Source organism: Chitinophaga varians (genome assembly GCF_014529945.1).
Taxonomy (GTDB): Bacteria; Bacteroidota; Bacteroidia; order Chitinophagales; family Chitinophagaceae; genus Chitinophaga; species Chitinophaga varians.
On sequence record NZ_JACVFB010000001.1, the window covers coordinates 480,157 to 505,559 of the forward strand.

General features: G+C 51.0%; 17 protein-coding genes and 1 tRNA gene. 7 read left to right on the plus strand and 11 right to left on the minus strand.

The features are described from left to right. Positions 1 to 48 precede the first annotated feature (48 nt). The 3 genes from ICL55_RS01940 to ICL55_RS01950 all read left to right on the plus strand — a co-directional run bounded on the left by ICL55_RS01940 (position 49) and on the right by ICL55_RS01950 (position 4,620). Complete coding sequence (locus tag ICL55_RS01940) at positions 49 to 1,023, plus strand: FecR family protein (RefSeq protein WP_188094356.1); 975 nt, start codon at positions 49 to 51, stop codon at positions 1,021 to 1,023. A gap of 81 nt (positions 1,024 to 1,104) precedes the next feature. After that, the gene (locus tag ICL55_RS01945; RefSeq protein ID WP_188094357.1) at positions 1,105 to 3,735 is read left to right on the plus strand and encodes a TonB-dependent receptor; all 2,631 of its coding nucleotides are present in this window, start codon (positions 1,105 to 1,107) and stop codon (positions 3,733 to 3,735) included. Positions 3,736 to 3,738: 3 nt separating this feature from the next. Beyond that, the gene (locus ICL55_RS01950) at positions 3,739 to 4,620 is read left to right on the plus strand and encodes a DUF4249 domain-containing protein (protein ID WP_188094358.1); all 882 of its coding nucleotides are present in this window, start codon (positions 3,739 to 3,741) and stop codon (positions 4,618 to 4,620) included. 164 nt (positions 4,621 to 4,784) lie between these two features. Here ICL55_RS01950 and ICL55_RS01955 read toward each other — a convergent pair whose 3' ends face one another. The 8 genes from ICL55_RS01955 to ICL55_RS01990 form a co-directional block, all read right to left on the minus strand. Next, a complete protein-coding gene (locus ICL55_RS01955) occupies positions 4,785 to 6,602 on the minus strand; it encodes a RagB/SusD family nutrient uptake outer membrane protein (protein ID WP_188094359.1) in 1,818 nt (605 codons plus the stop codon). An 11-nt stretch (positions 6,603 to 6,613) separates the two neighbouring features. Then, on the minus strand, positions 6,614 to 10,030 hold the full coding sequence (locus ICL55_RS01960; RefSeq protein WP_188094360.1) for a SusC/RagA family TonB-linked outer membrane protein: 3,417 nt from the start codon (positions 10,028 to 10,030) through the stop codon (positions 6,614 to 6,616). A gap of 220 nt (positions 10,031 to 10,250) precedes the next feature. Further along, positions 10,251 to 11,231, minus strand: coding sequence for a FecR domain-containing protein (locus ICL55_RS01965; protein WP_188094361.1), 981 nt, complete (start codon positions 11,229 to 11,231; stop codon positions 10,251 to 10,253). 116 nt (positions 11,232 to 11,347) lie between these two features. Beyond that, positions 11,348 to 11,941, minus strand: coding sequence for an RNA polymerase sigma-70 factor (locus ICL55_RS01970; RefSeq protein ID WP_188094362.1), 594 nt, complete (start codon positions 11,939 to 11,941; stop codon positions 11,348 to 11,350). An 86-nt stretch (positions 11,942 to 12,027) separates the two neighbouring features. Next, positions 12,028 to 13,578 carry a flavin-dependent monooxygenase QhpG gene (qhpG, locus tag ICL55_RS01975; protein ID WP_188094363.1) on the minus strand — a complete coding sequence of 517 codons (1,551 nt, stop codon included), beginning with the start codon at positions 13,576 to 13,578 and terminating at the stop codon, positions 12,028 to 12,030. Next, positions 13,490 to 14,854 (minus strand): radical SAM/SPASM domain-containing protein, encoded by a 1,365-nt coding sequence (locus ICL55_RS01980; protein WP_188094364.1) that lies wholly within the window; start codon positions 14,852 to 14,854, stop codon positions 13,490 to 13,492. The genes qhpG and ICL55_RS01980 overlap by 89 nt, the downstream gene beginning before the upstream one ends. Before the next feature lie 9 nt (positions 14,855 to 14,863). Beyond that, on the minus strand, positions 14,864 to 17,242 hold the full coding sequence (locus ICL55_RS01985) for a hypothetical protein (protein ID WP_188094365.1): 2,379 nt from the start codon (positions 17,240 to 17,242) through the stop codon (positions 14,864 to 14,866). Between the two features lie 24 nt (positions 17,243 to 17,266). Next, positions 17,267 to 18,754: a ferritin-like domain-containing protein gene (locus ICL55_RS01990; protein ID WP_188094366.1), complete on the minus strand. Its 1,488-nt coding sequence runs from the start codon at positions 18,752 to 18,754 to the stop codon at positions 17,267 to 17,269. A 261-nt stretch (positions 18,755 to 19,015) separates the two neighbouring features. Between ICL55_RS01990 and ICL55_RS01995 the strand changes: the two genes are divergently transcribed. Further along, complete coding sequence (locus ICL55_RS01995; RefSeq protein ID WP_188094367.1) at positions 19,016 to 19,396, plus strand: nuclear transport factor 2 family protein; 381 nt, start codon at positions 19,016 to 19,018, stop codon at positions 19,394 to 19,396. Between the two features lie 50 nt (positions 19,397 to 19,446). Here the strand turns inward: ICL55_RS01995 and ICL55_RS02000 are convergent, their stop codons facing one another. Next, positions 19,447 to 20,901 carry an NAD(P)/FAD-dependent oxidoreductase gene (locus ICL55_RS02000; RefSeq protein WP_188094368.1) on the minus strand — a complete coding sequence of 485 codons (1,455 nt, stop codon included), beginning with the start codon at positions 20,899 to 20,901 and terminating at the stop codon, positions 19,447 to 19,449. 95 nt (positions 20,902 to 20,996) lie between these two features. After that, positions 20,997 to 21,710, minus strand: a complete 714-nt coding sequence (locus ICL55_RS02005) for a hypothetical protein (protein WP_188094369.1) — start codon at positions 21,708 to 21,710, stop codon at positions 20,997 to 20,999. 71 nt (positions 21,711 to 21,781) lie between these two features. On the opposite strand from ICL55_RS02005, the gene ICL55_RS02010 reads away from it, so the two are divergent. From ICL55_RS02010 to ICL55_RS02020, 3 genes are all read left to right on the plus strand, one after another. Then, positions 21,782 to 23,122 carry a hypothetical protein gene (locus tag ICL55_RS02010; protein WP_188094370.1) on the plus strand — a complete coding sequence of 447 codons (1,341 nt, stop codon included), beginning with the start codon at positions 21,782 to 21,784 and terminating at the stop codon, positions 23,120 to 23,122. Beyond that, a tRNA-Arg gene (locus ICL55_RS02015) sits at positions 23,121 to 23,194 on the plus strand. Before ICL55_RS02010 ends, ICL55_RS02015 begins: the two co-directional genes overlap by 2 nt. A gap of 14 nt (positions 23,195 to 23,208) precedes the next feature. Next, a complete protein-coding gene (locus tag ICL55_RS02020; protein ID WP_188094371.1) occupies positions 23,209 to 23,877 on the plus strand; it encodes a hypothetical protein in 669 nt (222 codons plus the stop codon). Between the two features lie 16 nt (positions 23,878 to 23,893). On the opposite strand, the gene ICL55_RS02025 is transcribed toward ICL55_RS02020, so the two are convergent. Next, positions 23,894 to 25,366: a M12 family metallopeptidase gene (locus tag ICL55_RS02025; protein WP_188094372.1), complete on the minus strand. Its 1,473-nt coding sequence runs from the start codon at positions 25,364 to 25,366 to the stop codon at positions 23,894 to 23,896. Between the last annotated feature and the right edge of the window lie 37 nt (positions 25,367 to 25,403).

Here is a 25,403-nt window from a genome sequence, read left to right on the forward strand (position 1 = left end):
CGGCATAGTACTACCGGAATTTGACACTTGTCTATTAAACAACAGCATATGAGTCACCCTGATAAATCACTCATCGATCGATTGCTTGAAAAGCATGCACTGGGTATCTGTACCGAGGAAGAGCGTGCTGTACTCGACAGATGGTATGCTTCCTTTCCGGCCGAAGGACGCGTATTTGAAGATGAAGCGGAGCGAAAGGCAACGCGGGAATTGATGAAGGCAGGGATCTTTGAGATAATCGGCACCATGCCGGCAGCCATGCCGGAAAAAAGGCCGGTCCGGCGGCTCTACTGGCAGGTAGCCGCAGCCATATTGCTGTTAATTGTAGCAGGGGATGTGTTTTTTAGTCTGCGGGACAAGCCTGCACCGGCATCTTATGCAACGGTGACTGCTCCTGCCGGTAAGCAGGTGATGCATGTACAACTGCCGGACGGCTCTGTGATGTGGCTGGAGCCAGGTTCCAGGCTACGTTATGCCGACCCCTTCGGGAAGAATAGCCGCCATGTGCAGATGCTCGATGGCCGGGCATATTTCTCCGTGGCGCCGGGCGCATCAGCACCTTTTGTGGTCAGCGCCCCCGGTGGTATAGAGACGAAGGTGCTGGGTACTGAATTCAGCGTGAAGGCTTATCAGGGTGTGGGTTACATACAAGTGGGCGTGAGCACCGGAAAGGTACAGGTGTCGGATAGCACTGCGGTCCTGGGTGTACTGGAAGCCGGTCAGCAGATCGTATATCAACTGGAAACGCACAAGGCTACACGGGAAGATGGAGACATCGCCGACTGGCGGAATGGCGCGCTGACAATGCAGAACGCTTCTTTTGCCGAAGTGGCGCGTATCCTGCAAAATCATTACGGGGTACAGGTTTCCTATGAACCGGCTATGATGGCGACCTATCGTTTCAACCTGCGGATTGCTGCCAAAACATCATTGGAAGAAACACTCGAGATGCTGAAAGACCTGAGTGGTATGACTTACACACTCAGTAACGGCCGGGTAACTGTTACCGGCATTCAACAATAATCATTCAATAACGGAATTGTTCCCCCGCGTACAGCTGCCTCAAAGGCGGCGGGGGAGGCCATGTTTTTCAAAAAACAAATGATGCGACATTTTTTAATCGTACTGTTCATAGTATGCGGACTGGTGGCTACCGGTCAGCAAAGCGAACCCAGATTCAGTATCAATATTCCGGCTACCACGCTGGAAGGAGCGCTGAAAATACTGGAACAGCAAACCAGGATACCTATATCTTATGAGTATACACGCGTGCAGGGAATAACCATTAAAGCACGTCACTATAAAGAGGCGCCACTGACAACGATTATCGCCGACCTGTTGAAAGGAACATCCCTCACTTTCAAGCAGCGGAACGGACAGATTATTATCGGTCCGGTTGCGAAGGCGAGCCATACCCTCAGTGGTTATGTGGAAGATGCCATGTCTGGAGAAAGACTGATCGGCGTATCGTTGGTGGCTCCTCAATATCAGGCGGGTACTGTTACCAATGCCTATGGGTTCTACAGCCTTACCTTACCGGCCGATACGGTCATGGTACAGCTGTCATACCTGGGGTATCAGCGTCTGGACACATTCGTTACCATGCAAAACACCAGGAGTTTCTCCTTCCGCCTAAAGACACTCAGCAGCCAGCTGGGGGAAGTGACTATCCGGGGCACAGGGGCCGATAATAACCTGGCCTCTTCCCAGATGAGCCGTATTAATTTATCGGCAGCACTGGTACGGGCTACGCCTCGCCTTTTAGGAGAGCCGGACCTGTTCAAAACCCTCCAGCTGATGCCTGGTGTTAAACAGGGTACAGAAGCTACCAGCGCTTTGCTGGTTCGCGGTGGTACCCCGGATCAAAACCTCATCTTACTTGACGGCGCACCATTGTACAATCCGGTGCACCTGATGGGATTATTCTCCACTTTCAATACCAGTGTGCTGAAAGATGTGACCCTCTATAAAGGTGCATTCCCGGCCCGCTACGGCGGCAGGCTGTCATCAGTAGTGGACATCTCCACAAAGGATGGCGACATGCATAACATACACGGAAATTTTTCCGTCGGGCTGCTTTCAGCACAGGCCATGCTGGAAGGGCCCATCAAAGAAGGGAAGACAACCTTTGTGATCTCTGCCCGTAGATCATATCCCGATCTGGCCGCAAAACTTTATCTCAGGTTTCAGGAGAATCCACCAGATAAGTTCAGGCTGAACTTTTACGATGTCAATGCAAAACTGCACCACAAATTTTCCGACAGAGATAAATTGTATTTCAGCTTTTATGGTGGCCGCGATAAACTGGCGATGAGGCAGCAGTATGTCGGTGGACCTGGTGATTTCGACAAGTTTGCCACCGACTATGTAACCAACACGGATATACATTGGGGAAACTATACCGGTACTATCCGATGGAACCACGTGTACTCTCCGAAATTGTTTTCCAATGTGATGCTGATTGGCAGCGATTATCGTTTTCAAACTGTTTTTGATCAGGCAGGGACTGCCAGTACCGGCAAATTCACCGATTACCAGAAACTGGTTTCTGGTATCAGGGATTACGGAGGAAGAATAGATGTAGATTATCAGCCCAATCCCGCTCATACGATTAAGGCCGGAGCACAGCTGATGGCCCGTGTTTTTACGCCGGGAGTACTGCAAACCAGGCAGACCGACAAGGATGTGGTGACCGTCGATTCGGCAAATAGTAACCACAATATTCATACGCAGGAAATGACGCTGTATGCGGAAGACGACTGGGAACTTTCCAAAAATCTGAAAGTAAATGCCGGGCTGCATTTTAGCGCGTTTAACGTAGAGAAACGGCTTTATACGTCGCTGCAGCCCCGTCTGAGCGCACGTTATCTGTTGCCGGGAAACTGGGCGCTGAAAGCTTCCTATTCCCGAATGACCCAATATATTCATTTGCTGGCCTATAATTCCATTTCGCTGCCGGCCGATCTCTGGGTACCTGCTACAGACAGGGTAAGGCCCCAGGATGCCGACCAGTTTGCGTTGGGGGTGGCCCGTAACTTGTTTGGAGAAAAATTTGAATTCTCGGCGGAAGCATACTATAAACATATGCAACATGTAATCGAGTATAAAGAGGGCGCCAACTATCTGACTTCAACAAAAGGAGATTCCTGGCAAGAGCAAGTGGTAGCTGGAGAAGGACAATCCTATGGAATGGAACTATTACTGCAAAAGAAAACCGGAAGACTCACTGGTTGGGCAGGATATACACTGGCATGGGCTAACCGTCAGATTCCGCAGGTAAACTTCGGGCGTCAGTTCCCTTATAAATACGACCGCCGGCATGACGTTCACCTGGTCGCGGTGTATAAACTTCGTAAAGGCATTGAACTATCCGGCTCCTGGACTTATCAAAGTCCCGCGCCGTTTACCATACCGGAGACCTCTTACTCGGGGCTCACGAACCCGATACCAACATCAGGATGGCCTGGTCAGCCCCGCAAAGTCGATTATCTGAGTTCGCGTAATAATGTGCGCCTCAAAGCATATCACCGGCTGGACCTTGGCATCAGCTTTATCAAATACAAAAAGAATGGATTGATACGCACATGGAATATCAGTGTGCTGAATATTTATAACCGTCTTAATCCGTTCTTCTACTACGTGGATGATTACGACGTAGTAAAATCAAAGGTAAACCTGACTTCGGTTTCCCTGGTGCCTTTCCTGCCCAGTTTTTCTTACGAACTGAAATTTTAGCCCATGAAAATAAGATGGATGCTGCTATTCGTTCTGATAGCCTGTAGCTGTAGAAAACAAATGACGGTGGACTTACCGGACCAACAGCATAAACCGGTCATCAATTTATTAATAGCGAAAGACAGCCTGGTCATTACACAGTTGTCCTACACCGGAACCCCCAATCTCGGGCCGAACACGCAGCCGTGGACCAGGGAAATAGTGAAAAATGCAACCGTGAAATTATACGAAAATGATGTGTTCCAGGAAGAGCTTCAGTTGGTTGATCTGGGATATAACGCTGTCTACAAAAGTACACTCAGGGCGAAACCTGGTGCTAACTACCATGTTACCGCAAAAATTCCCGGATATCCCGAAATGGAAGGGCGTGATTCTGTACCACAGCGGGTAGTAGTAGGAGAAGTCTCGATGAAAGAAGTGCCTAGTGATGACAGGAGGGGCCGGGCCAACGTATCTGTTCAGTTATATGACAGGCCTGGAGTAAAAAACTATTACCGTATCAGGTTATACGAGCAGATCAGCGTACAGCCTGGAAATATAGTATACAATTATCTTCAGCCGATACCTATGATATCCACAGACCCGTTCGACATATTGTTCAACAAAAAAGAACGGAATGAATTTTTTACCAATGATGCGCTCTATAATGGCCGTAGTCCCCGGTTCAATTTCATTGCAGTCAGTGAGTTAAACTTCAGATATCCGCTGGTGGTAGAAGTGACAACGTTGACTTACGACAGCTATAACTATTTATTTAGCGCATTTATGGCATCAGAAAAAAATGAAGATGTGCTGTCTGAAAAAGTAATCGTCTTCAACAATGTTCACAATGGGTTTGGTATCGTAGGCGGGATGTCGATAGACCACTACTATGCCAAAAAATAAAGAAGCTCTACAGTCTTCCGTTCAGGTTTTTTTCTGAACGTCAGGACGCGTTTTTATTGGAAACCCGCCCGGAACTCTTTCCGGGCGGGGTATTTTTTGGGGAGAACAAATAACATGCTACATAAGAAGGCCCGCTTTTACACGGGCCCTTCAGAAAACCTTCCTCAATATCCCGGGAACTGCACCAGTTTCTTATTCCTGTCTATCTCACTCTGTGGCACCGGATAGAAATAGAACTTATTCTGCCATGCTGCTCTTGTGAAAGAGGTCACTCTTTTATGAAACTCCGGATCTGACAGTGAACTTCCTTTTTCGATGTTCATACCGTGGAAGGCGCCGCCCTGATGCTGATCAGGGTTGTCTGCTACTTTCCAGCGACGCACGTCCCAGTAGCGGTGCCCTTCAAACATCAGTTCTATGCGGCGTTCCAGCCGTATCTGCGTCCGCGTTTCTTCCTGTGACAGTCCGGGCAGCAGGTCGGGGAGACCGCCTCTGTTACGGATTTTGTTGAGGTATTTGAGAATGTCTGCATGACCGGGCGTGTATTCATTCAGCGCCTCTACGTAGTTGAGATAGATTTCAGCGAGCCGTATCATCATCGCGGGGCGGGTGAAATTACGGCCTGTTCTGAAATCGGTGTTGGGGTGAATATTCTTGCGCGCGGTGTAGCCGGTGGATGGCCAGTCGCGGGGAGCGCCGTTTTTACCGGAGTTGCCGGTAAAGAAAAATTCCACCCTTGTCTGACCGGATTCCGGAACAACAGGAACGACGGAGCCGTTGAAAGTCACATCTACATAAAACCGTGGTTCACGGTTGGTGTACATATTGTACGTGCCACTTACATAGTAGGGGGTAGCGGTGGTAGTGAAACCACTTTCGGAGTAACCGCTGCCGGCGTCGTCAATGGTTTTACCGCTGGCCATTCTGAAGACGTCCACCTGCTCTTGTGTGACGGCGATACCGTTCCAGCCCTGGCCATTGGCGCAGCGGGGAGAACAGTGACGCTCCCAGTTGCTGACGTGCGCGGAAGAGGTGCGTATCCAGATAGCTTCTTTCTGCCAGCCATCGAAGAAGAGGTTGCGGCAGGAGAGGAAAGCGGCCCGGAAAGGATCGGGGTCGGATACGGTAAATAAATCCCAGCGGTTGAGGTCTATCACCGCTTTGGCTGCATCGGCGGCCCGTTTCCATTTCTCCTGATCATAACTCTGATTGAATAGCACCGTTCCGTCCTGATTGGTGAAAGTGGCGAAGTCTTTATTACCGTTAAACAGCGGGCTGGCATGGTATAACAGGACCTGCGATTTAACGGCCAGTACAATCGGCTGTGTGATACGGCCTGTCTGTGTTACGTCTGGCTGGGTGGGGTCAACGGGGTTCACATGTTGCACGGGCAGATCGGGATAGGCTTTGTCCATTTCGGAAAGTACATAGGCCACGCAGGCGTCCCACGGACTGCGGGGTACCTGGAAGTTATCTTCCGGGAGACTGGGAGTTTCTCCCATCAGCACTACGGGGCCGTATTGCCGCATCAGCAGCCAATAGTAATAGGCCCGCAGAAAGCGCGCTTCTGCTTTGTATTGTTTCAGCAGCTTGTCGCCGCCGGGCAGTGCTTTGATTTCCTGGTTCTGGTCTGCATTCACCAGGAAGATGGCTGCCTGCCGGATAGTCTGGTAGTAGCTGTTCCAATAAGAGGGACTGGCATTGTCGGGCGTGATAGCGCCGGAGTTGATGCCGGGCTGCACCCAGGCATAGTCGGCTTCATCGCATTGGCCGGTCCAGGGAACGCCGTAAGGCTGGTTCCACATATCGGGCATGGGATTGTACAGCCGCGCGAGCCACTGCTCTGTCATCGTGCGATTGGTGAATACGTCCTTCAGCGTGGTGATATTATCCGGCACCGTGTCGAGGTAACCTTTTTTACAGCCTGCTGCACACAGTATCAGCAGGAACAACAGCAGTATGTTTTTGTATGAATACGTCATGATGTTAGGTTTTATTTGAAGCTGGCGCGGATGCCGAGGTTGTATGATGTGATGTTGGGATAGGCGGTGCCTCTGCCATCACCCAGTTCCGGGTCCCATATTTTCCACGGCGAAATGGTGAAGAGGTTGGTGCCGTTTACATACGCACGCAGGTTTTTAAGGCCATATTTCTGCAGCCGGTTCATGCTGAAGGTGTATCCCAGCTCGGCGCTCTTCAGGCGGATATAATCTGCTCTTTTGAGCCACCAGGTGCTGGCGTAGTAGTTGGTCGTGATATCCTGGCGGGTTGACATACGTGGATAGAAAGGCTTGCTGTTGGAATTGTCGGGTGTCCAACGGTCGGTGGCTATCGTATAGAGGTTGCCGATAGTGGGACCTTCATAAAACGGATTGGTACCATGACCACCGCTGTACATGAAGTCCACCATCGCCACACCCTGGAAGAACAGGCTGAGATCAAAGCCTTTGGCGCCAACGCTGAAATTCAGGCCGTATACGATGCGGGGCACAGGGCCGTATCCGATGGCCTGCTGATCGAAGCTGTTGATGATACCGTCGCCGTTAAGGTCTGCATATTTGATATCACCAGGACGGACATCGCCGGATTGTTTGGGCGATTTAGCGATATCTGCGGAATCAGAGAAAAGTCCCAGGGCTACATAACCGAAGCGTTGATCGATGGTGTGGCCGGTACGGTTAAGCCATGGGTATTGCCATGGTGGAAGGCCATCATACACATTTTTGTTGATGTTGAAATTGAAATTCCCCCGGAAGGCTACCCAATAGTTTTTGGAGAACGATTTGTTATAATCTATGGTCACATCAATCCCTTTGTTTTCCGTGATACCGATGTTACGATAAGGAATATTGTCTGTCGTATAGCCGGAAGAGTAAGGGATATCATACTGCCGCAACAGGATGCCTGTTCTCCTTTCCTGAAATAATTCCACGATTAAAGACAGTTCATCTTTAAATGCTTTTATCTCGATACCCAGGTTTTGCCGCTTGCCGGTTTCCCAGCTTACCTCTGAACCGATCTGGTCTTCCTGCAGGCCACTGAAAGAAGTGGTATTGCCGGGAACACCAAAAGTATACCCGAGATCGTTACTGCTCTTTATACGGGTAAGGAAGAGGAAGCGGGAACCGGTGTTGCTGTTGCCCGACAGACCGTAGGTGTATCGCAGTTTTAAATAAGAGAAAACATTGCTCAGCGGCGCAAAGAAATTTTCGTTGGATATCACCCAGCCTGCACCAAAGGAGGGGAAAAGACCGTAACGTTTTTTAGGCGTGAAGTTCTCGGAGCCATTGTACCCGAAGTTGGCTTCTGCAAAATAACGGCTCTTGTAACCATAAGTGGCCCTGCCGCTCAAGCCTCTGATACGGAAAGGAATGGAGCTGATCAGGTCACCGGCGTCTGCATTGATGTAATCAGATTGATTGTAGAGTAATAAACCGGATACATCATGGTCCCCGAACTTACGGGTATAGTTCAAGGCCGACTCGGTATAGAACCGGCGGTCACCACCTCTTGTCACTTCAAAGCCCAATACATTGGAGCCGGGATCTACAATGCGGGTCAGCAGATTGCCGGCAGAGTCACGTCCGGTGGCATAATAGGTTTGTACTTCTCTTTTTCTGTTGAGATTATTCCAGCTGTAGGAATCAAACGCAAACATGCTGGTGAAAGACAGCCCTTTCAGGATGAAATCGAGTTGCTGCCGTAGGCGGATATTGGAACGGATAGTATTGCGGTATTCGGTAGCATAACCGGACTGCGTCAGATTGCGGTACGGACTGGGATAGCTGCCGCCGGGTATTTTAGGCCATTGCCCGTTGGAATATTGCGGTGGGATCAGGTGCGGTGGCACCTGTGTGGCGAGGTCAAACAAGGCGCCTGTACCGATGCCGGGATAGTTACTGTTGATGATAAAACCATTAACGCCCAGTTCCAGTTTGGTGGTCTTGGTGATATTGGCATCTACGTTGGTCGTGAAATTATAGCGGTCCAGTTTAATGGACGAGTTGTATGATTGCAGGTTGTCCCGTTTCAGCATGCCTACTTCAGAATAATATCCTGCGGAGATATAGTAAGTCGCGAATTCGGAACCGCCGCGTACGTTGAGATTGGCTCTTCTGTTCTGCCCAAACTGATTGAACAGCGTTTTAAACCAGTCTACGTTGGGGTACAGGTCAGGGTCTTCGCCGGTGATATGTTTCTGTATCCGTTCTTCGGTGTAGAGCGGAGTTCTGCCGCGCATTTGCAGTCCTTCGTTATAGAGGCGCATGAACGTTGGCGCATCTACGAATTTAGGCAGCTGCGTAAATTTCGTGATGGCCTGATTCAGTTCTATATTGATCTGTGGTTTACCGGGACGGCCGGATTTCGTGTTAACGAGGATAACCCCGTTGGCGCCACGGGTGCCATATACGGCGGTGGCGGAAGCGTCTTTTAATACGGTGAAGCTTTCCACATCTTCCGGGTCCAGGTCATTGATGCTGCGGTCGGGCACACCATCTACGATGATGAGTGGCCCGCGGGGGCTGGAGCCGAAGGTGGAGATACCACGTATCCAGATGTCGGAGCCGTCGTAGCCCGGTTCGCCGCTGCGCTGTACGGCCACAATGCCTGCCAGGCGGCCGCCAAGCGCGTTGGTAAGACTTCTCACCGGTAGTTTTAGTTCCTCTGGTTTGATGGTGGACTGCGCGCCTACGAGGCTGATCTTTTTCTGTGCGCCGAAGCCTACCACCACCACTTCATTGAGGCCGCCTTCTTTGGCCAGCATCTCAATATTGATATCTAACCTGTTGCGGACGCTGATCTGTTGGGTCTGATAGCCGATGTAGGAAAATTCGAGCGTGTCGGTCGGTTCCGCGTCCAGCTCGTAAAACCCCCGGTCGTTGGTGGTGGTGCCCACAGGCGTTTTGATGATTTTAACGGTAACGCCTACCAGCGGGGCACCGAGTTTATCTTTCACGGTGCCGGATACACGTACTTTAGCGGGTGGCTTGGGGGCGGGAGCAGGAGCGGGACGAGGTTCCGCCGGCGCAATGATATATTGTGAGGGACCGGTCATATTTAGTGTAAGGCCGTATGACTGTAGTATTTTTTGTAGCGAGGCGATAGCGGCAGACGCGCCGCTGTTCAGCAGCTTATCGGGCACAAAAATATTCCTGGCATATTTTTCATTCATCGCTATGCGCAGCTGATATTTTGTGTATACTTTTTCCAGGGCATTGCTGAGGGAGAGGACCTGGCTGGCAGGACTGGTGTCTGTATTGCCGGATTTCCGGTATTGGTGTTGTGGTAACGGTGGCGTCTGTACGCCGGCCACCGCGTCCTGTGCCTGCGTGGATGATGCTGATATGCCCAGCAACAGGCATAGGCTGGCCATTCCCTTCAGGCATAGCCGTAGAGATCCAAATTTCATAACGGGTAAAATTTTGGTTAAAGACTACATAAAGCAATATGTGAATAACAAGGAGCCACCTGCCGCGGGATCGTGTGGCCCGCGGAGAAATTCCTTTCCATTAGAAAAACAAAGTCACTGTTCCCGCAAGGTCACCTGCGGCGATCGGGATTTTCCGGATAATTTTTTTTGGTTAAAAAATGCTGTTGCTAAATCTGGTTGTTGTTTAAAACGGGACGACTTATTTTGGTTGAATAATAATCCGGTTACCATCTTTTCTGACATCGGCTTCCAGCATACCTGAAAGTGATTTACACAGGCTCTGTGCATCTGTTATCAGCATGCGGCCACTGAGGCTGGTGTTCCGGAATTTTTGCGGTTGTAATATGTTTACTTCATATCCATAGTTGAGCTGTAATAATTCTTTGAGCTCTGCTATGGTGGTATTGTCAAATTTGTAATCCCCATCTTTCCAGGCAGCAAACAGCTGGGCGTTGACGCTGTCCATCTGAAGGGTATTGTTGACTACCGTCGCTCTCTGTCCCGGCCGGAGCAGCATCTCCTGCTCATGCGTGCTGGCTTTTACCATACCGGTATTTACTATTACGTTGGTGTTGTGTTGATCATTGTTCACTGTAAATGAAGTGCCTAATACCACGACGGTGATACCGGACGTATGTATTTGGAAAGGCGTTGCTGTATTTTTTACTACCTCGAAATAGCCGCTGCCGTCCAGCCACAGTTCCCGCAGCCCGCCTTTTACGTTATGGTAACGAAGGCTACTGCCTGGTTTTACCCAGATGCTTGTGCTGTCGGGCAACAGGATATGCTGTACGGCCGGCTTCTGCGATACGAGCGTAACGAACGGCTCCTGCTTAGGAGACTGCGTCCATATATAAGCTGCGATGCTCCCTGCTACTACCAGTACAAATATGGCCGCAGCATATTTCATCCAGCTGAGGCGCCGTACCGGAACACGGTCCATCGTAACGGGCTGTAGCCGGCTGGCTATCTGCTCCCATTGATGGTCGGTTGCTTCCCGGGTAACCGCCGATACCCGTTGCTGGTCCAATATGTCTTTGACCTGGAAATACAACTCACGGTTGCCGGGAGCTGCATCCAGCCAGGCGGCCACTTCAGCGGTTTCGGCAGGGCTGGCCTGACCATCGATAAACTTTATTAATATCGTATAATCCAACCTGTTAGTATTATTAGGTGCCATTTCATATTATTTAGACGAGAAAGGGATAGGAACTACGTACGGATTTTGGAAATTTTTTTTTCCGGGGGCTTTAGCCCTCGGAACCTGGGATTCCGGGAATATAATATATATCCATTTTAAAAAAGAGCGATCGCAGAGAGGAATACGTTGGTTTTGCGTATGAGCCCGCGCAGTTGTTTAATGGCTTTATATAGCTGAGTTTCCACCGTGCGGGTGGAAATGCCCATCGTAGCTGATATTTCCCCGGTTTTAAGGCCTTGCTCATAGCGTAGTTTTACCACTTCCCGGCATTTGGGCGGCAGTGCTTCTATGGCCTGCCATACGCTGGCAGCCAGGTTATCTTGTTGGAGCAGGCTTTGCCGTGGTCCGTCGGGACTGAAATAATCCAGCTCTGCTTCACTCAGTCCCGGAATGGTGGCGTTGATGTAACGCTGGTGGATCGCTTCCCGCCGGATATGATCGAGGCAACCGTTATGCACGCTGCGGAAAAGATAGCCTTTGATGCTGGTACTGATGTTGAGGGAAGCCCCTTTTTTGTATAGCTGAATGAACACATCCTGTATGATGTCTTCTGCTGTTTCGCGGGTCACATACTTACAGGCATAAGAAAGCAATAGGGCATAACACGCTTTAAAAAGAGGTTCAAGCGCTGCTGCATCCTGCGGTACCGAAATACCGGTTTGACGTGTCTCATCTACAGGATCACCCATAGCTCATTAAAGGTATTTTGAACGATTATTCACGATCAAGATAATGACAATAATAATAAAATACAAACGTGTTATGTGGGTATTACTCAACGTTCGCAGAGCAGTTGTTTGTCCCATAACTGCAGTACCATGGGAACCGCCATGTCGGCAGGAACAAGCTGTTTCCAGCTAAGTATCAGTTGTCCGAACGTATCGCTTTGCTGCGCGATCTGTATGAGCGGGAGGATGTCGTGGTTGCCCAGAAAAGCCATTTCCTGTTCGAGGTTAGGGTGATATATGGCGGTCTTTTTTTCTACACAATCGTTGACCACACAGAGGGTTTGTTTGAAAGAGAGGGCAGGGGAGAGACAGAGTTTTTTATGCCACAGTTGTTGCAGGGTGTCTTGTATGTTAATTTTTTTATGGGGAGATGATACCGGTGGATGATAGGTCGCGAGAGAATGTTCCACCTTTGCGGTAAAGGGGGATACGGCCTGGCCGGAGAAGGGAAGAACGGCTCTTGTTTTCCAGAAGGGATGGGTGTTTGCCGGCCATGCATCCGCATAATACTGGCTGGTCCATCGCATGTGACTGGCAACGGAAGCGGCTAAACGGCTTTCAAAAAATTCCTGCGCTATTGCCGGGGTGTTTTTTTGAAAGATGGTATGGATGGCAATGACAGCCTGTAAAGACATGCGCATGGCCTTTTCCACGCCGGTGGAGGAAAGCGGGTCGATGGCGAAGGCTGCTTCTCCCAGCTGTATACGGTTATGGTGCCACGGTTCCCGGTGAACGTAACTGAACACATTGCAACTTTGCAGAGAAGAGAACTGTCCCGCAGGCCGGAAGAGTTGTGAGGCGTGGAGCAGCTGATGAAAATGCGAAAGAATTGATGGTTGCCTGACAAATTGGTGGTCTGTAAAAGCAAGTATTCTGTAACGACCGTCATATAATGGAGAACCCCAGAGCCACCCGTCGGGAACAGCTTCCACACAGGTGGCGCCAGGCATGTTATCAGCGGAGGTATATCCCCAGACACCTACCATCGGTGGAGCGGTCTGCCATCGTTGGTGTTGCCGGATACCTTTTCTGCCACGTGCGTCCAGCAGAAATGTAGCCGAAAGCGTTAGGGCTCCTGCTGTACTACGGACATGCACCTGCCAATGCGTACCATCGTAGCTGCTGTGCTCATATTTCGCGGGTTGATATAAAACCAGTCCGTTGGCTACGGCAAGGTCCAGCAGCGCTTTGTCCAGGCGGCTGCGGTCTGTCATGACGCCGTGGCCACGAGGCTGCATCTCCGCATGTTGCGTTTGCCAGATTACCTGCGCCGGAAGCTGATGCAGGCAATAGTCTTCCTGCAATAGCGCTGCGGCGCCAAGGTAGTCGAATATGTTCCGGATGCCGGGCGACAGAGATTCGCCTATCTGCGGCCGCGGAAAAGGTTCTCGTTCTGCCATGGCCACCCGATAACCCAGCGAAAGCAGGCGCAGTGCGGCGCAGGTCCCTGCGGGGCCCGCGCCAACAATCAGGATGTCGTAGGTGTCCATGCTGATAAAAAGTAAACAGTTACTGGTACCATTGTGGTGCCATACGGTTGATTCTTTCGTGTGCCTGTATGGTGTAGTGCAACCATCCGCGGATATAGTCGCAGGCATGCCGCCCTTTTTCCAGTACCTCATGATGACATCCACCGCCGCAGAGGTATTGCGCCCAGCAGCTGTGGCAGGGTGATTGTTGATGCACGTGCCGGGAAGCTAACCAGTTGTTTTGAAGACCGGCATTCACGCCATCGTAAATATTCCCCATGCTGCCGGCTTCTTCGTTCACAAAACGATGACAGGCATACAGTCCTCCGTCAGCAGATACGCCCATATATCCGGCGCCGGCGCCGCAGGGGTAGGGGCGGTGCGTGCCTTTGGCAATCTCTTTCAGGGCGTTGACCATATTGAGGAACGGAAAGCGTTTGCCCTGAATGATATGTTGTTCAAACAACAGTCCGCAGCCGATCATCTCCTCCAGCATTCTTTCAAGGTCTTGCCGTGTCATTTCATCCTGGCCGTTGGATGAGCGCAATAACGGAGAGAACCCTACGCTGTGAAAACCCATGCTGATGAATGTCTGCAGCATGTCTGTGAGCTGGTGCTGTGCCGGTGTAACGGTCACCCTGGCAGATACCTGCATCTTCTTTTGCTGCGAGAGCAACGGCTGTATCTTTTCGATGATACGCTCGTACGAACCGGCGCCGTTTTTCATGGGGCGCTGTTTGTCGTGCTGCGCTCCGATACCATCCAGACTAACGGTCACGGCAAAGCCATGCTCTTCAAAAAAATCGGCGTCGTCCGGTCTGAGCAGCGTGCCGTTGGTGGTCAATGAAAAATGTACCTGTACTTCTTTTTCCGCCGCGGCGGCCAGCGCATACAGCGTGGCTTCCCGCAGCGCCTTCCGGTTGATCAGCGGTTCTCCGCCCAGAAAGGTGACCTGTACCTTGTCGCCGGGCACACAGCCTTGCAGCAACAGATCGATCGACTGCCTGGCGGTGCCCATGTCCATATTTTTCGCCGGTCCGCCGAAGTCGCCCTGGTCGGCATAACAATAGGTACAACCCATGTTGCATTTCTGCGCGATGGCCAGCGAGAGCGCATATGTCCCCGGACTTTTCAGCGGCGTATCATCGATGAACGGCGTGGTGTCAATACCCATTGACACCAGCTCCTGCTGAATAGCGGCTTCGTCCCGTTGGGCGATCAGGTGCCGGAAGCGTTGCTCCGCTTCGGGTCCGATCTTGTGCAGCCTGCTGCCGTTGGTCACCAGCAGCTGCGTCCTGCCACCGCCGGACACCAGGTGTACCAGAGAAGAGCCAGGCACGCACTGCCTGGCTATCTGTGACGTTAATTGGGTAGCGATTGTATGTAAGGAAGAATGATCTAACATGAAATAGTCCTATGAGTTTTGAATAGTACTGGCATCACTGCTGAGGGTATCTTTTTCTTTCGCAATGAAATTGAATTCACCGTCCCAGTTTTCAAATGAATTAGCGGAGGTGTCGATGGTAGTGGCGCCGCTGCTGGTGAGTGCGTCATTGCCTTTAACGATGAAGTTGAGTTCACCTTCCCAGTTCTGGAATAAATCATTGTAAGACAGCAACCGGGTGTCCACACGGTTGTCGGGCACATATTCGCCGGTACGTTTTTTAGCCAGCCACATATCGCCTTTGCTGAGGCCATTCTCTCCCGGTTCCACGTTCACATAATCGGGACGTGTGGCGGCCCAGTAGTAACAGGCACATTCACGGTAGTCATTCTGCCAGGGAGAACAGAGGCTGCGGGTAAGGTAACCGTCGTCTATCAGGTGAGGATCAATTTCACCGCCGGTGATGTCTTTGCTGGCAAAGAAATTGGCCATCTTAGCGGTATACACCGGATATTGACTGGTCTTCAGGTCCGCTGCTGTGACCAGTACCGGAAAGGTGGCCGCTTCTTTGGTGAACTGCAACTGAACAGTGTCTCCCGGCTTAATACCCATCGAAGCGATGAGGTTGGACCATTCCATGAATACCGCGCCGTTAGGGTTGCCGGCGGTGATCAGCGGTACATTGTCGCCATTCGGGAATACCGGGCCTTCTGCCGGCACCATGGTCGGGTTTTTATTGATGCCTATCAGCCTGTGTCCGGAGACGTCTACATTGCCTGGCTGAACTTTTCCGCTGATGACATAGTTGTCATTTTCACTCATGACCAGTCCGCTGAAAACATTCACCCAGATGTTCCTGAAATCTGATTCCAGTCCGGGGAAGCAGTTGGAGATAGCGGCTCTTGGAATAACGCTGTAGGGGTTGCCCGGAGAGCGGTAGTTCAGCTGCGCGATATAATCATCTTTATGAATGACACTATTGGGCGGCGGTGGCGGGTCCGTCGTGTTGTCGTTGAACAGGGCGTTGGCAGCGGCCTGTATAACGGTATTGATCATACGCCAGGTGAGGGTCAGGGCGCGTCCGTCGGCGCCGCGCATCAGCCCGGGCATTTTACGCCTTTCCTTGTTGGACACATCGCCGATTTTATCAGGCCGGCGCAAAGCGTCGGCAAACCATGCGGCCATGCCGGTGCTCAGGCCATTGAATACTCTTTCGTGCAGGGTACGCAGCGCCAGGTTATCGACCAGTGAGTCGGCCATAATCGGTTCGTATAGCCGTCCGAGATCGTTGGTGTCCTGCCGGACCATGGTGCTGGCGATGTTCCATCTGCCATTGATAGGATTGCCGTTCATGACGCTGGTATTCATCAGTACGATGGATTCCAGTGCACGGCGCACAATTTCTTCTGCTTCATCGATAGGAACGGGGTCGCTTCTGTCGGGACCAAGGTACACCTGTTCCAGTTCATCGGCGATGGTGCGCACCGGCAGAATGTCCGGGGCAAATGCCGGCGGCCCTGCGCAGATGGTGGCCCGGGCGGTGAGCGGATTGGCGCCTTTGATATTTAGTTCCACGTAGCCGTCGCATTCATCATCGATATAGCCCCAGCTGTATTGGTTGCCTTTGTCATCAGCATAACCGGCGAAGATCTGTGCCGGCATGGTGTAGTGCGGATTAAAGTCCGGCCCTTCCACGTATTTGGCCCACGGCTTATTGGGATCATAGATCACCTGTGTCTTCGGATCGGTGATATTATGATCTTTGGTGGGAAGTTGTCCAAAAGCTTTGATGCTGTTCACAGAGCAGCCATACACTTTCCCCGGGCCGGGCGTATAGCGCAGCCTTATCTGCGGGAAATCGGTGGTAGGCTGGATAAACTGCACCGAGCCTAACGGCAGCGATTGGCCGGAGATGAAGTTGGTGCAATGGCCGGTTACCGGTTTAGGCGTGTAGTCGCCTCCTTGTATGCTTACCGACGCATGGATGGCGTCATTGGCGTCTCCGGTCCTGCGTTGGAGTTTGAGATTGCTGAGTTTTACCGTCCACGTAAAATCATTGATTTTGATGTTGGCATCGTCCAGCATTTTTTGTGTCAACGGTACCAACTTGTCGGGGGCGTCTGAGGTAATGGCGAAGACTTCCAGGAAGGGCGCTACCGGCCGTATTTTTCCCTGTTTGTCCTGGAGGGAGGTAACATTGTCTTTGAAGATCACCACCTGGGGTGCCGGTCCTGACGTGATTTTGCCGGTGTTAGGATCTACGTCAAAGGACGGTTTGGGCACCATTTCACGGAACCCTAACGGTTTGTCGGCGGGTATTTCCAGGTCATATGGTGTTTGTGGTACAGTGGAAGACCCCAGCCGGGCAATGGCAAAAGGGGGTAATATCCTGATTGCAGTGATAGCCATGTGGAAGAATTTGGGGGTGAGAGATTAAGCGTTAACAGCGAGCATGTCCTGAATAACCTGATTCAGTTTGGCATCGGCCTCTTTCAGCGCGTGCAGATAGCGCTGGTGGCCAATGTTGCTGTTTGACAGCATCTGATCAATCAGTACGCCGGACGCCTGTATCAGATCGGCATGGGTCCTCCAGCGGTTATGCTCACCGGTGGGGAGTTCCAGCGTATACGGAATGAGGAAGGGCGGTCCGGCCAGTTTATCACCTTTACCAACATTCAGTGGTAGTTTCACCATCTCGGAGGCGATAGCGCGCAGGTTGTACATCTCACCGAAGGTGGAATTAATAATGAGTCCTCTGGGGGTCATGGCGCCGGCAACATTCAGTCCGTCAACCAGCACAAAGCTGTGGGTGAGGAAATTCAGCAGCATGCGGTAACGCAGGTTAAATAAATGTCCCCACTGTTGTGCATTGGGATTGGTGATAGGATCTCTCGGATCGCTGTTATCGGTCTGGCCTTCCGAAGGGGAGGAGTTAGGATCTTCCACGTCTTCCTGGATGTAGGGGTTGGTGGCAAGTTTCCGGGAAAACGGTACACCGGTCATGCCACGCATCTCCGTATAGATTTTCAGGAAGCGCTCAAAGTGAGAGGGATCGTCCGTTGTACCTGTGTTGTCTTCTCCCTGCTCGGCAATGGCGTTGAGGGCGTTGAAGGCATCGTCGCGGCTGGCGAGAGGCATCACCAGCACATCGGGGCTGCCGGCGGGGCTGCCGCCCTGTGTATTGCCTCTGGCGCCACCTTTATAACCGCGGCCCCATTCATCGAATTTGGCCTGGAACGGATACGTGTTGGCCTGAAATATTTCATCTCCAATAACGTCAGGGTCCTGTATCAGTTGCAGGAGTACGGAAAATAATGCGCCTACCGTGTTGGGATTGGAGACATCCGCGTTGACAGTTGCGACAATCTCTTTTGCAATAGGATCATCACTTGTCAGGAAAGACTCCGGCGCCTCTGCATAGACGTATTTGGCCAGCGACGAAAGGGTGAGTGGCTCCAGTTTAAAAGGGAAAGGATAAAACGGCGTATCCCATGGATAGTCCTGCCGCTCAAAATGCAGCGGGGCGCCAATTAGTTTCAATACATTCTGTACCGACACGAAGTGTCCCATCTCTTCTTTGGCAATACCCAAAATGGTTTCCTGCCAGGCGCTGACGGTGGCTTGATTCGCCTCCGGCACCTGTGGTCCGCCAAGGCTGTAGGCGGCATACAGGTACTGGATCATCAGCCCGTGTTCAATTTCAGCGTCAATGTGCAACAGGAACGTCACATAGTCTTTGCCGTTAAATTCCGGCGGGATGACAACCTGCGCCGCTTCGATGGCTACTGATTCTTCCAGGAAGGTTTGGATTCCTTCCTTTCCACCGATGATGTTTTCTTGCCGGGGTGGTATGACCCTGCGGCTCAATGCGCGGGCACGCGAAAATACAGGACCCAGGAAACGCTTGTAGTTCGGTTGCATGAGGGTTTTGGATTATGGTTATTGATAAAAAGACTGGAATCTTCTCGAAGGAAATGGTCACTATGAGGTTATCGGTACTGCCAGATAAAATAAGAGCATTTTTAGCAAATAGAAAAAAATATTTTATCCGGAATGCAGGGGGAATTTTCCCGGGCCTGTCCAGATCAACCTGCTACAAAGTCGGTTTAACCCCGGTAGAAAACAACCGGCGGATGGTAGTTTTGTGAGACAAAATATTATATCAATAAAATAAATAAAATTATGACACAGATAGCAGAAAAAACGATGACAACGGCGGAAGTGGTAGCACGTTTTACGGAACTGGCAACACAGGAAAAATGGTTTGAGATCCAGGATGAGTTATTCGCGGAAGAGGTGCGGAGCATCGAACCGGCAGGTTCTCCTTATATGAAAGATGCTTTTGGTAAAACGGCGGTGCGTAAAAAAGCAGACGACTTCGTTAGCCGTATTGAAGCGGTACATCGCGTGTATACCAGTGCACCGATCGTGACAGGCAATCACATTGCGGTGGCAAGAGAAACGGACATTACGGTTAAGCCGCATGGCAGGATTCAGATGAACGAAATCATGCTGTACGAAGTGAAAGACGGGAAAATTATTCTCGAACAGTTTTTTTATTAAATAGTCAATCCCAAAGATCTCCCTCCGGGAGATCTTTGGGTATATGGGAATTATTGTCTGCTCAATACCTCCCGGGGAATAAACAGTTCAGCTGCAAAGTCAGGGATATCCGGACAACGGTCGTCATGCCAATGTTCGATAGCTGACACTTCGCCTGATTGTATCAGCTGATCCGGCGGACCGGCCAGCCCTGCTTCCCGCAGCATATACAGCATGCGCCGGTTGATCAGCTCTCCGGGCGATAAGAAGGAGGTCCTGACGAGCCATACCAATGCAAACAAGGCCGGTTGGTGGAAGTTGACCGCAAACTGCAATACCTGTTCCATGAAAACATGGGCAAACTGCAACCCTGGCTGCGACGTGGTGTAACGATGCGCCACCTGCGGGTGACCGGTATCGGAGACTGCATTCATCCACCAGGCTGGCTCCACAATTTTTGCAGCCGCCTGCATAAAATCTTTTCCAAAGGAAGGAGATAAGATACCCTGGTGTTGTAATGTTCTTTGCAGCATCTCCGCCTGCATCGCAGCGATCGTCATACCGGTGCCGTGAATGGGATCAAACGTACAGAAAGCATCGCCGATGGCGATTAACCCTTCGGGCCATGTATCCATCTTTTCATAATGTCGGAGCGTCACGTCTTTTATCCGGTAGCCGCGGGGCGCTTCCAGCGGCGTTACCTGTTGCAGCAGCTCGTTTAACGTGGGGTTGTTCAGTAAGGCCAGCGCTGTTTCAAAACCTGCTGTATCGGTTGGCGGATACAACCCACCGATGTTGCCCAGAATAATTTCCAGTACGTTGTTTTCCATAAAGCTCACCACGCAGGTAGGTACTTCCGGCAGCTCCTGGTTTTCGATGTGTAACAGATTCCAGGGAAATGTGAGGGAAGATGGAACTGCATAATGACGGGTACTGTATCCCAGGTTGGTAGTGAGTAATTCCGGTTCGGGAATCGTATAGTCGAGCCGGTGAAGCCAGTCGCTCAAACGGGAATGGAAACCGGTGGCCACGACTATCAGGTCCGCATTTAATTCCATGGTTTTGCTCCCGCTGATGGCAAATACACCGCTTACTTTGTTTTGTTCCCCTTCCATGATAAGATCAATGACGTTGGTGTCAGTCAGCAGCTGAATGCCTTTGTGTTGCAACACCCGTTGGCGGATATGCCATTCCAGAAAAGGCCGGCTACACGCTGCATCGTTGCCGGGATCAGGCATGATGAGTTCTCCGAAAGGATAATAAAAGCGGATGTCTTTACCCAGGCTGGAAGCGGCGCCGTTTTGCAACAGCTCGTTGTTCAGTCCGGGAAAAAGCTGCTCTAAAATCATGCGTCCTCTCGGCGTGAGATGATGAGGGTGGTACGCCTGCGGTGTACCTGGCCGTGTTTCAGGTGTTTCGGGCAATATGTCCCTTTCAATAATCAATATCTCCGGGCAGAAATCCGACAGCACCCGTGCTGCAGCAAGTCCGGCCATACCCCCTCCGATGATGATTACTTTCTTCATAAGTCTGTGTTTTAGACCAAAGCTCATCTTTCCGGTTGCCCTGCTGTGGCGCTGGCGGGATTATTTTTTATATCTGCGGGATTTTTTTTGAGATGTTATTTGACTGCCTGTTGCTGCACTGCCATCATCATGCGGGCAAAATGAGGATTCATGTCGGTGATACGACCGCTGTTGAAGGAAATACCCATGGAACCGGCCGGAGGTACGGCTCCTCCCAGTCCCGGCCCGGACACGGAAAAAAACAAAGCGGCTTTGCCTTCTTCGCCTTTGATGTGGCGCCATGCGCCGGTAGCACCGCCTTTACTGAGATGCAGTTCTGTGCCGGCGGGTATTTCATAACGAAGCACCCCGTTGGCGGGAATATCTTTTTGTTCTGCATTTACTTTTACAGACATCTCCTTGCCTTTGTTGCCAAACAGGTATACTACGTTTTTCTCTTCACGGTCGGCATTCCGTTGCAGCGCTTCTTCATTGGCTAAATATAGATCAACGATCAGCTCCGGTTTGGTGGAGTCGCTGTCAGTAAAAGAACGGAAGATAAATACGTTGGAGCCCAGTCGGGTGGACCGGTTGCCGGCATGGCTCCAGATTTCCCACAACGAACTGCCGCCCATCGCGGAGCCTTTGGAAGAAAGCGTGGCTACATATTCCAGCCCGGCGGTGTCGGAAGGATTATTCCAGTAAACGAAGTCGCGGTGTTTTCCTTTGCGTTCAAAGGTGTCAGACTTGCGGAGGATATCGATGTTTTGACTATAAGCCCGGGCACTAAGGATGACCAGGCAACAGCACAATAGGTACGGGATCTTCATGTATGGGATTTTCTTAAAAATAAAGAAAAACGGCAGAACTTAGTAGATTTGGGAAATTCTGTTGTGAAGTCATGACCCATTTGAATCTGGAGACATTATACGAAAGCCTGCGCCTGCGGAAAAGACCGGAAGATATTGCGGCACAGATAATATTGAACGAAGCGCTGAATGAAAAAGAGCTGTTGCTGCTGAACAAAGCAGCATCTGGTGCGCTGCGTAATCAGGTATGGCAATATACTTCCATGTTGGAAAAGTTTGCGGAGGTATCGGGTGCGCAGGTGCAGGTGAGCAGGGCCATACAGCTGTTTAAAACAGATGACGCGGCCAACAAGTCGGCCTGTGATGATCCGCTGGCGGTAGAAGCTTTTTTAGCGAAGGTGAGCGCGCTGATACATAAAAATCCGGGGTATAATAATTATGAAACGGACCGGCTGAACCGGGAAGCGCGGCAGGCTGCCGGTCTTGATATTTCCCGTCGGCAGTACAATAAGCTGTTTCGTTGTTTACGGCATCTTGAAAAGAAACTGGATACGATGGTCCGCGAGTACAGGAAAAGTTTGTTCCAGCGTGTAGGCAAGCATGCCTTCGCGGAAGATATCTCCCGGGAGGATTTTATGAAAGATGTCAACAGCGCTTGTTTTATAGCGTACTACACGGCGCGCGGTAATCTGCGGAGTCAGTTTACGGTACAGGGACAGCAGCGGCCTTATGATGAAATTGCCGATATGCTGTTGATGCGTTGTTGGCGTGAGCCGGAAACAGCCAACTGGTGGGCCATTGCGCAGGTATACCCTACGCAGGAGGTACTGGGTAAGTTATCACCGGAGCAACAGGGCCTGCTGCTCGGTAAATGGACAACGTTATTGCAGCAGGTGGCTGCTTTTCTGGAAGAGCTGTGGCAAACGAACGACTTCAATCGGCAGACGATGGTGGTACGGCGGGGCAACGATTCTTCCACCTGGAATAATATCGCCGGCGCCTGGAACAAGGCCCGCGACGGCTGGATGAACCTGATCTACGCCCTGGGTATGGAATTTATATTGGAGGAAATGTGTTTCGGAAAGGTGATGCGGCTGATAGCCGCCGACGTGGCGGCATCTCATTATCTGCAGGGGCATGATGGCGATCCCAATCTGGTGGTATGGAACTGGTTGCCTTTGCCCTGGGAAGTACTCTCCGGCAAAGCTACGTGTAACCGTGAGCGTGTGGTAGCTGCCTGTAAAAGGGCAGGACTGGACCCGGAGCGGTCCGGCTGGATTGCTCCCAGAATACATCAGCCGGTACCTTTTCTGCCAACACCGGAATTGGTGCATGGTGTTACCGTGTCAAATCCCTATCTTGCAACCCTGTTAAAACAACACAAATATTTTTCCGGGAAAGGCGCTACACCGCTATTCCCCGAACAAAACTAACGGAGTAGTTCAGTTGGTAGAGCTTCCGGCACGATTTCCGGATAGACGCAGGTTCGAGCCCTGCCTCCGTTTCTACAATTCCCGCCATGAAATACCTATTGCCATTCGTAGCAATGTTCCTGCTGGCAGCCTGCCGGGAAACGAAGAGAGAGGCGCCGCTTCCGCCGCATTCCAGGATGGTACAGCAGCAACTGGCCGATAGTCTTGGCATCATAACGATGGCTGTGCCTGAACGATATGATACCAGCTTCTCCTGGATACATTATTCTGATTGTAGTTCATGTCACGAGTGTAAATACCGCTTTCAGCCTAAGGTTTTGCAGATGGAACAGGAGTCGGGATTTTTTGGCAGGGAGCACTCAGATACCATTGATGAATTTACTATCGTACATCCGTCCAAAATGAGGCAGTTTAATGAAGATACGTCCGGGAATGGCCATTTACTCTACCTCAGGGATGTAATGGCTGTGGCAAAAAAAAGCGGTGTAATGAATAGATTGGTGGTGGATACTATACAGGAGATTGACGACAGGTATTACACTATCACTGCTTTTGATTATTCAAATTATTCAGATTCGTTGCAACATAAGGAGATCGAAGCATTTACCGTTATTAGCGGTGTGCCCGTATGGTTTAAGTACAAAGTGCTCTCCGCAAAGAAAGATATTGTCACCGATAACTTTATCCCTGAAGCACTGTCGATGATAAAAACTATCCGCATCCATGGCGAACGCAAAAACAAGCCGTCCCGTTAAGGGACGGCTTCCGATCTTATACGGTCAGTAATTGTCGGGTGAACCAATGATAGTCATCCGTGCTATGCGCGAAGAAATACTGTTGATATCCGCTGAAATAAGGATACTGCACCTGGTAAGCTTTGTCCCATCTGCCGGCCTGTACCAGCGCTCCCATGGAGCCATCGAGATTCAGCCGACGAATGAACCAGATTTTTGAGGTCATACTTTGTCCATAGAAGTATTGCACGCCGCCCAGGTGATAGGGAAACTGTACTTCATAGGCATCCGGCCATGTGCCCGCAGACAGCTCTTTCCCCATTTTACCACCCGGTAGTACCTCCTGGATGAACCATCTTTTTTTGATCATATTCTGGCCGCAAATAAAGGTGCGGTCACCGATGCTATAGGTAAACTGCCGATGGTAGGGATTTTTCCAGGTGCCGTGATCTGTCTCTTCTCCCATTTTGCCATCAGGCAGCAGCTCCTGAATGAACCAGTAGTAGGTGTCGAGGTTCTGCCCGAAAAAGAATACGCGGCCGCCAATGGTAAAGGGTACCTGCACCGCATAGGAGCCTTGCCACGTGCCGGTGGCAGTGGTGCTTCCCACGTGTCCGCCGGCCAATAGTTCCTGTATAAACCAATTCTTTTTTTCGAGGTTTTGGCCATAATAGAATACCCTGCCGCCGACTGTGAAGGGAAACTGCACTTCGTAGGGATTGTACCATGTGCCGTGAACGGTTGTTGCGCCCAAAGTACCGTCGGGCAATAGTTGCTGTATATACCAGCTCCTGGCGGTGGGGTTGTGTTCGAAGGCATAGGTCTGACCATCGATCGTGAAGGGGAATTGTACGGCGTAGGGGTTATCCCATTTGCCGCTGGCCGTTTGTGGGCCCATGGGTACATGCAGCTGCTGGTATAACGACAGGATGCCATTCGGACTTTTATCATGATCAGATAATATTGTGTAGCCCTGATTGTCGCCGGCGCCCAGTTGGGTGTTGTTGTCCTGCTTCCAGCGCATGGTCCATACCTGCTGATTGGCCGGGTATCCGCCCCAGCCGGTGGCGGGGGCCGGATAATGCATCACAGACATCCGGTCGTAGTCGGTGAGGTTGTTACTGAACCGGTCTTTCGTAAACTGAGCGTTGGACTGGCCACCGTCGATGTATTGCCATTGCATATCGACGTGGTCATCACGGTCGCTTCTGGAATGTTCATGCGCCAGGCCAATGGCATGTCCCAGTTCATGCAGCGCCAGGTTGGTTTGACTGATGCCGACGATCTGTTTGCCACCTTTCATGCCGATGTCGCTCTCGTTGTCGGAGCTTTCTTTTTGGATGTAGAGGTAATTGGGCTCGTCTGTCCATTGCAGGAAAGTGACGCCCGCAGCGATTTCCCATTGGGTCATGGCGGCCATCACTTCCTGCTGATAAGGATAGTCGCTTTCAAAAATGAAGGGGATGGTGCGGTAAGCCCACAACGATACATTGGAGGGAGTAACTGACATGTGCTGATTTTTAGGAGTGAAACAATAGGGTACCCGG

Excerpts from the sequence above, each read along its gene's own strand:
- ICL55_RS02010 (WP_188094370.1), top strand. The coding sequence starts at position 21,782 with ATGACCCATTTGAATCTGGAGACATTATACGAAAGCCTGCGCCTGCGG.
- ICL55_RS01955 (WP_188094359.1), bottom strand. The coding sequence starts at position 6,602 with ATGACGTATTCATACAAAAACATACTGCTGTTGTTCCTGCTGATACTG.
- qhpG (WP_188094363.1), bottom strand. The coding sequence starts at position 13,578 with ATGCCTGCGACTATATCCGCGGATGGTTGCACTACACCATACAGGCAC.
- ICL55_RS01950 (WP_188094358.1), top strand. The coding sequence starts at position 3,739 with ATGAAAATAAGATGGATGCTGCTATTCGTTCTGATAGCCTGTAGCTGT.
- ICL55_RS01985 (WP_188094365.1), bottom strand. The coding sequence starts at position 17,242 with ATGGCTATCACTGCAATCAGGATATTACCCCCTTTTGCCATTGCCCGG.
- ICL55_RS01940 (WP_188094356.1), top strand. The coding sequence starts at position 49 with ATGAGTCACCCTGATAAATCACTCATCGATCGATTGCTTGAAAAGCAT.
- ICL55_RS02025 (WP_188094372.1), bottom strand. The coding sequence starts at position 25,366 with ATGTCAGTTACTCCCTCCAATGTATCGTTGTGGGCTTACCGCACCATC.
- ICL55_RS02020 (WP_188094371.1), top strand. The coding sequence starts at position 23,209 with ATGAAATACCTATTGCCATTCGTAGCAATGTTCCTGCTGGCAGCCTGC.
- ICL55_RS01970 (WP_188094362.1), bottom strand. The coding sequence starts at position 11,941 with ATGGGTGATCCTGTAGATGAGACACGTCAAACCGGTATTTCGGTACCG.
- ICL55_RS01980 (WP_188094364.1), bottom strand. The coding sequence starts at position 14,854 with ATGTTAGATCATTCTTCCTTACATACAATCGCTACCCAATTAACGTCA.
- ICL55_RS02000 (WP_188094368.1), bottom strand. The coding sequence starts at position 20,901 with ATGAAGAAAGTAATCATCATCGGAGGGGGTATGGCCGGACTTGCTGCA.
- ICL55_RS01990 (WP_188094366.1), bottom strand. The coding sequence starts at position 18,754 with ATGCAACCGAACTACAAGCGTTTCCTGGGTCCTGTATTTTCGCGTGCC.
- ICL55_RS01960 (WP_188094360.1), bottom strand. The coding sequence starts at position 10,030 with ATGAAATTTGGATCTCTACGGCTATGCCTGAAGGGAATGGCCAGCCTA.
- ICL55_RS01965 (WP_188094361.1), bottom strand. The coding sequence starts at position 11,231 with ATGGCACCTAATAATACTAACAGGTTGGATTATACGATATTAATAAAG.
- ICL55_RS01995 (WP_188094367.1), top strand. The coding sequence starts at position 19,016 with ATGACACAGATAGCAGAAAAAACGATGACAACGGCGGAAGTGGTAGCA.
- ICL55_RS01945 (WP_188094357.1), top strand. The coding sequence starts at position 1,105 with ATGCGACATTTTTTAATCGTACTGTTCATAGTATGCGGACTGGTGGCT.
- ICL55_RS02005 (WP_188094369.1), bottom strand. The coding sequence starts at position 21,710 with ATGAAGATCCCGTACCTATTGTGCTGTTGCCTGGTCATCCTTAGTGCC.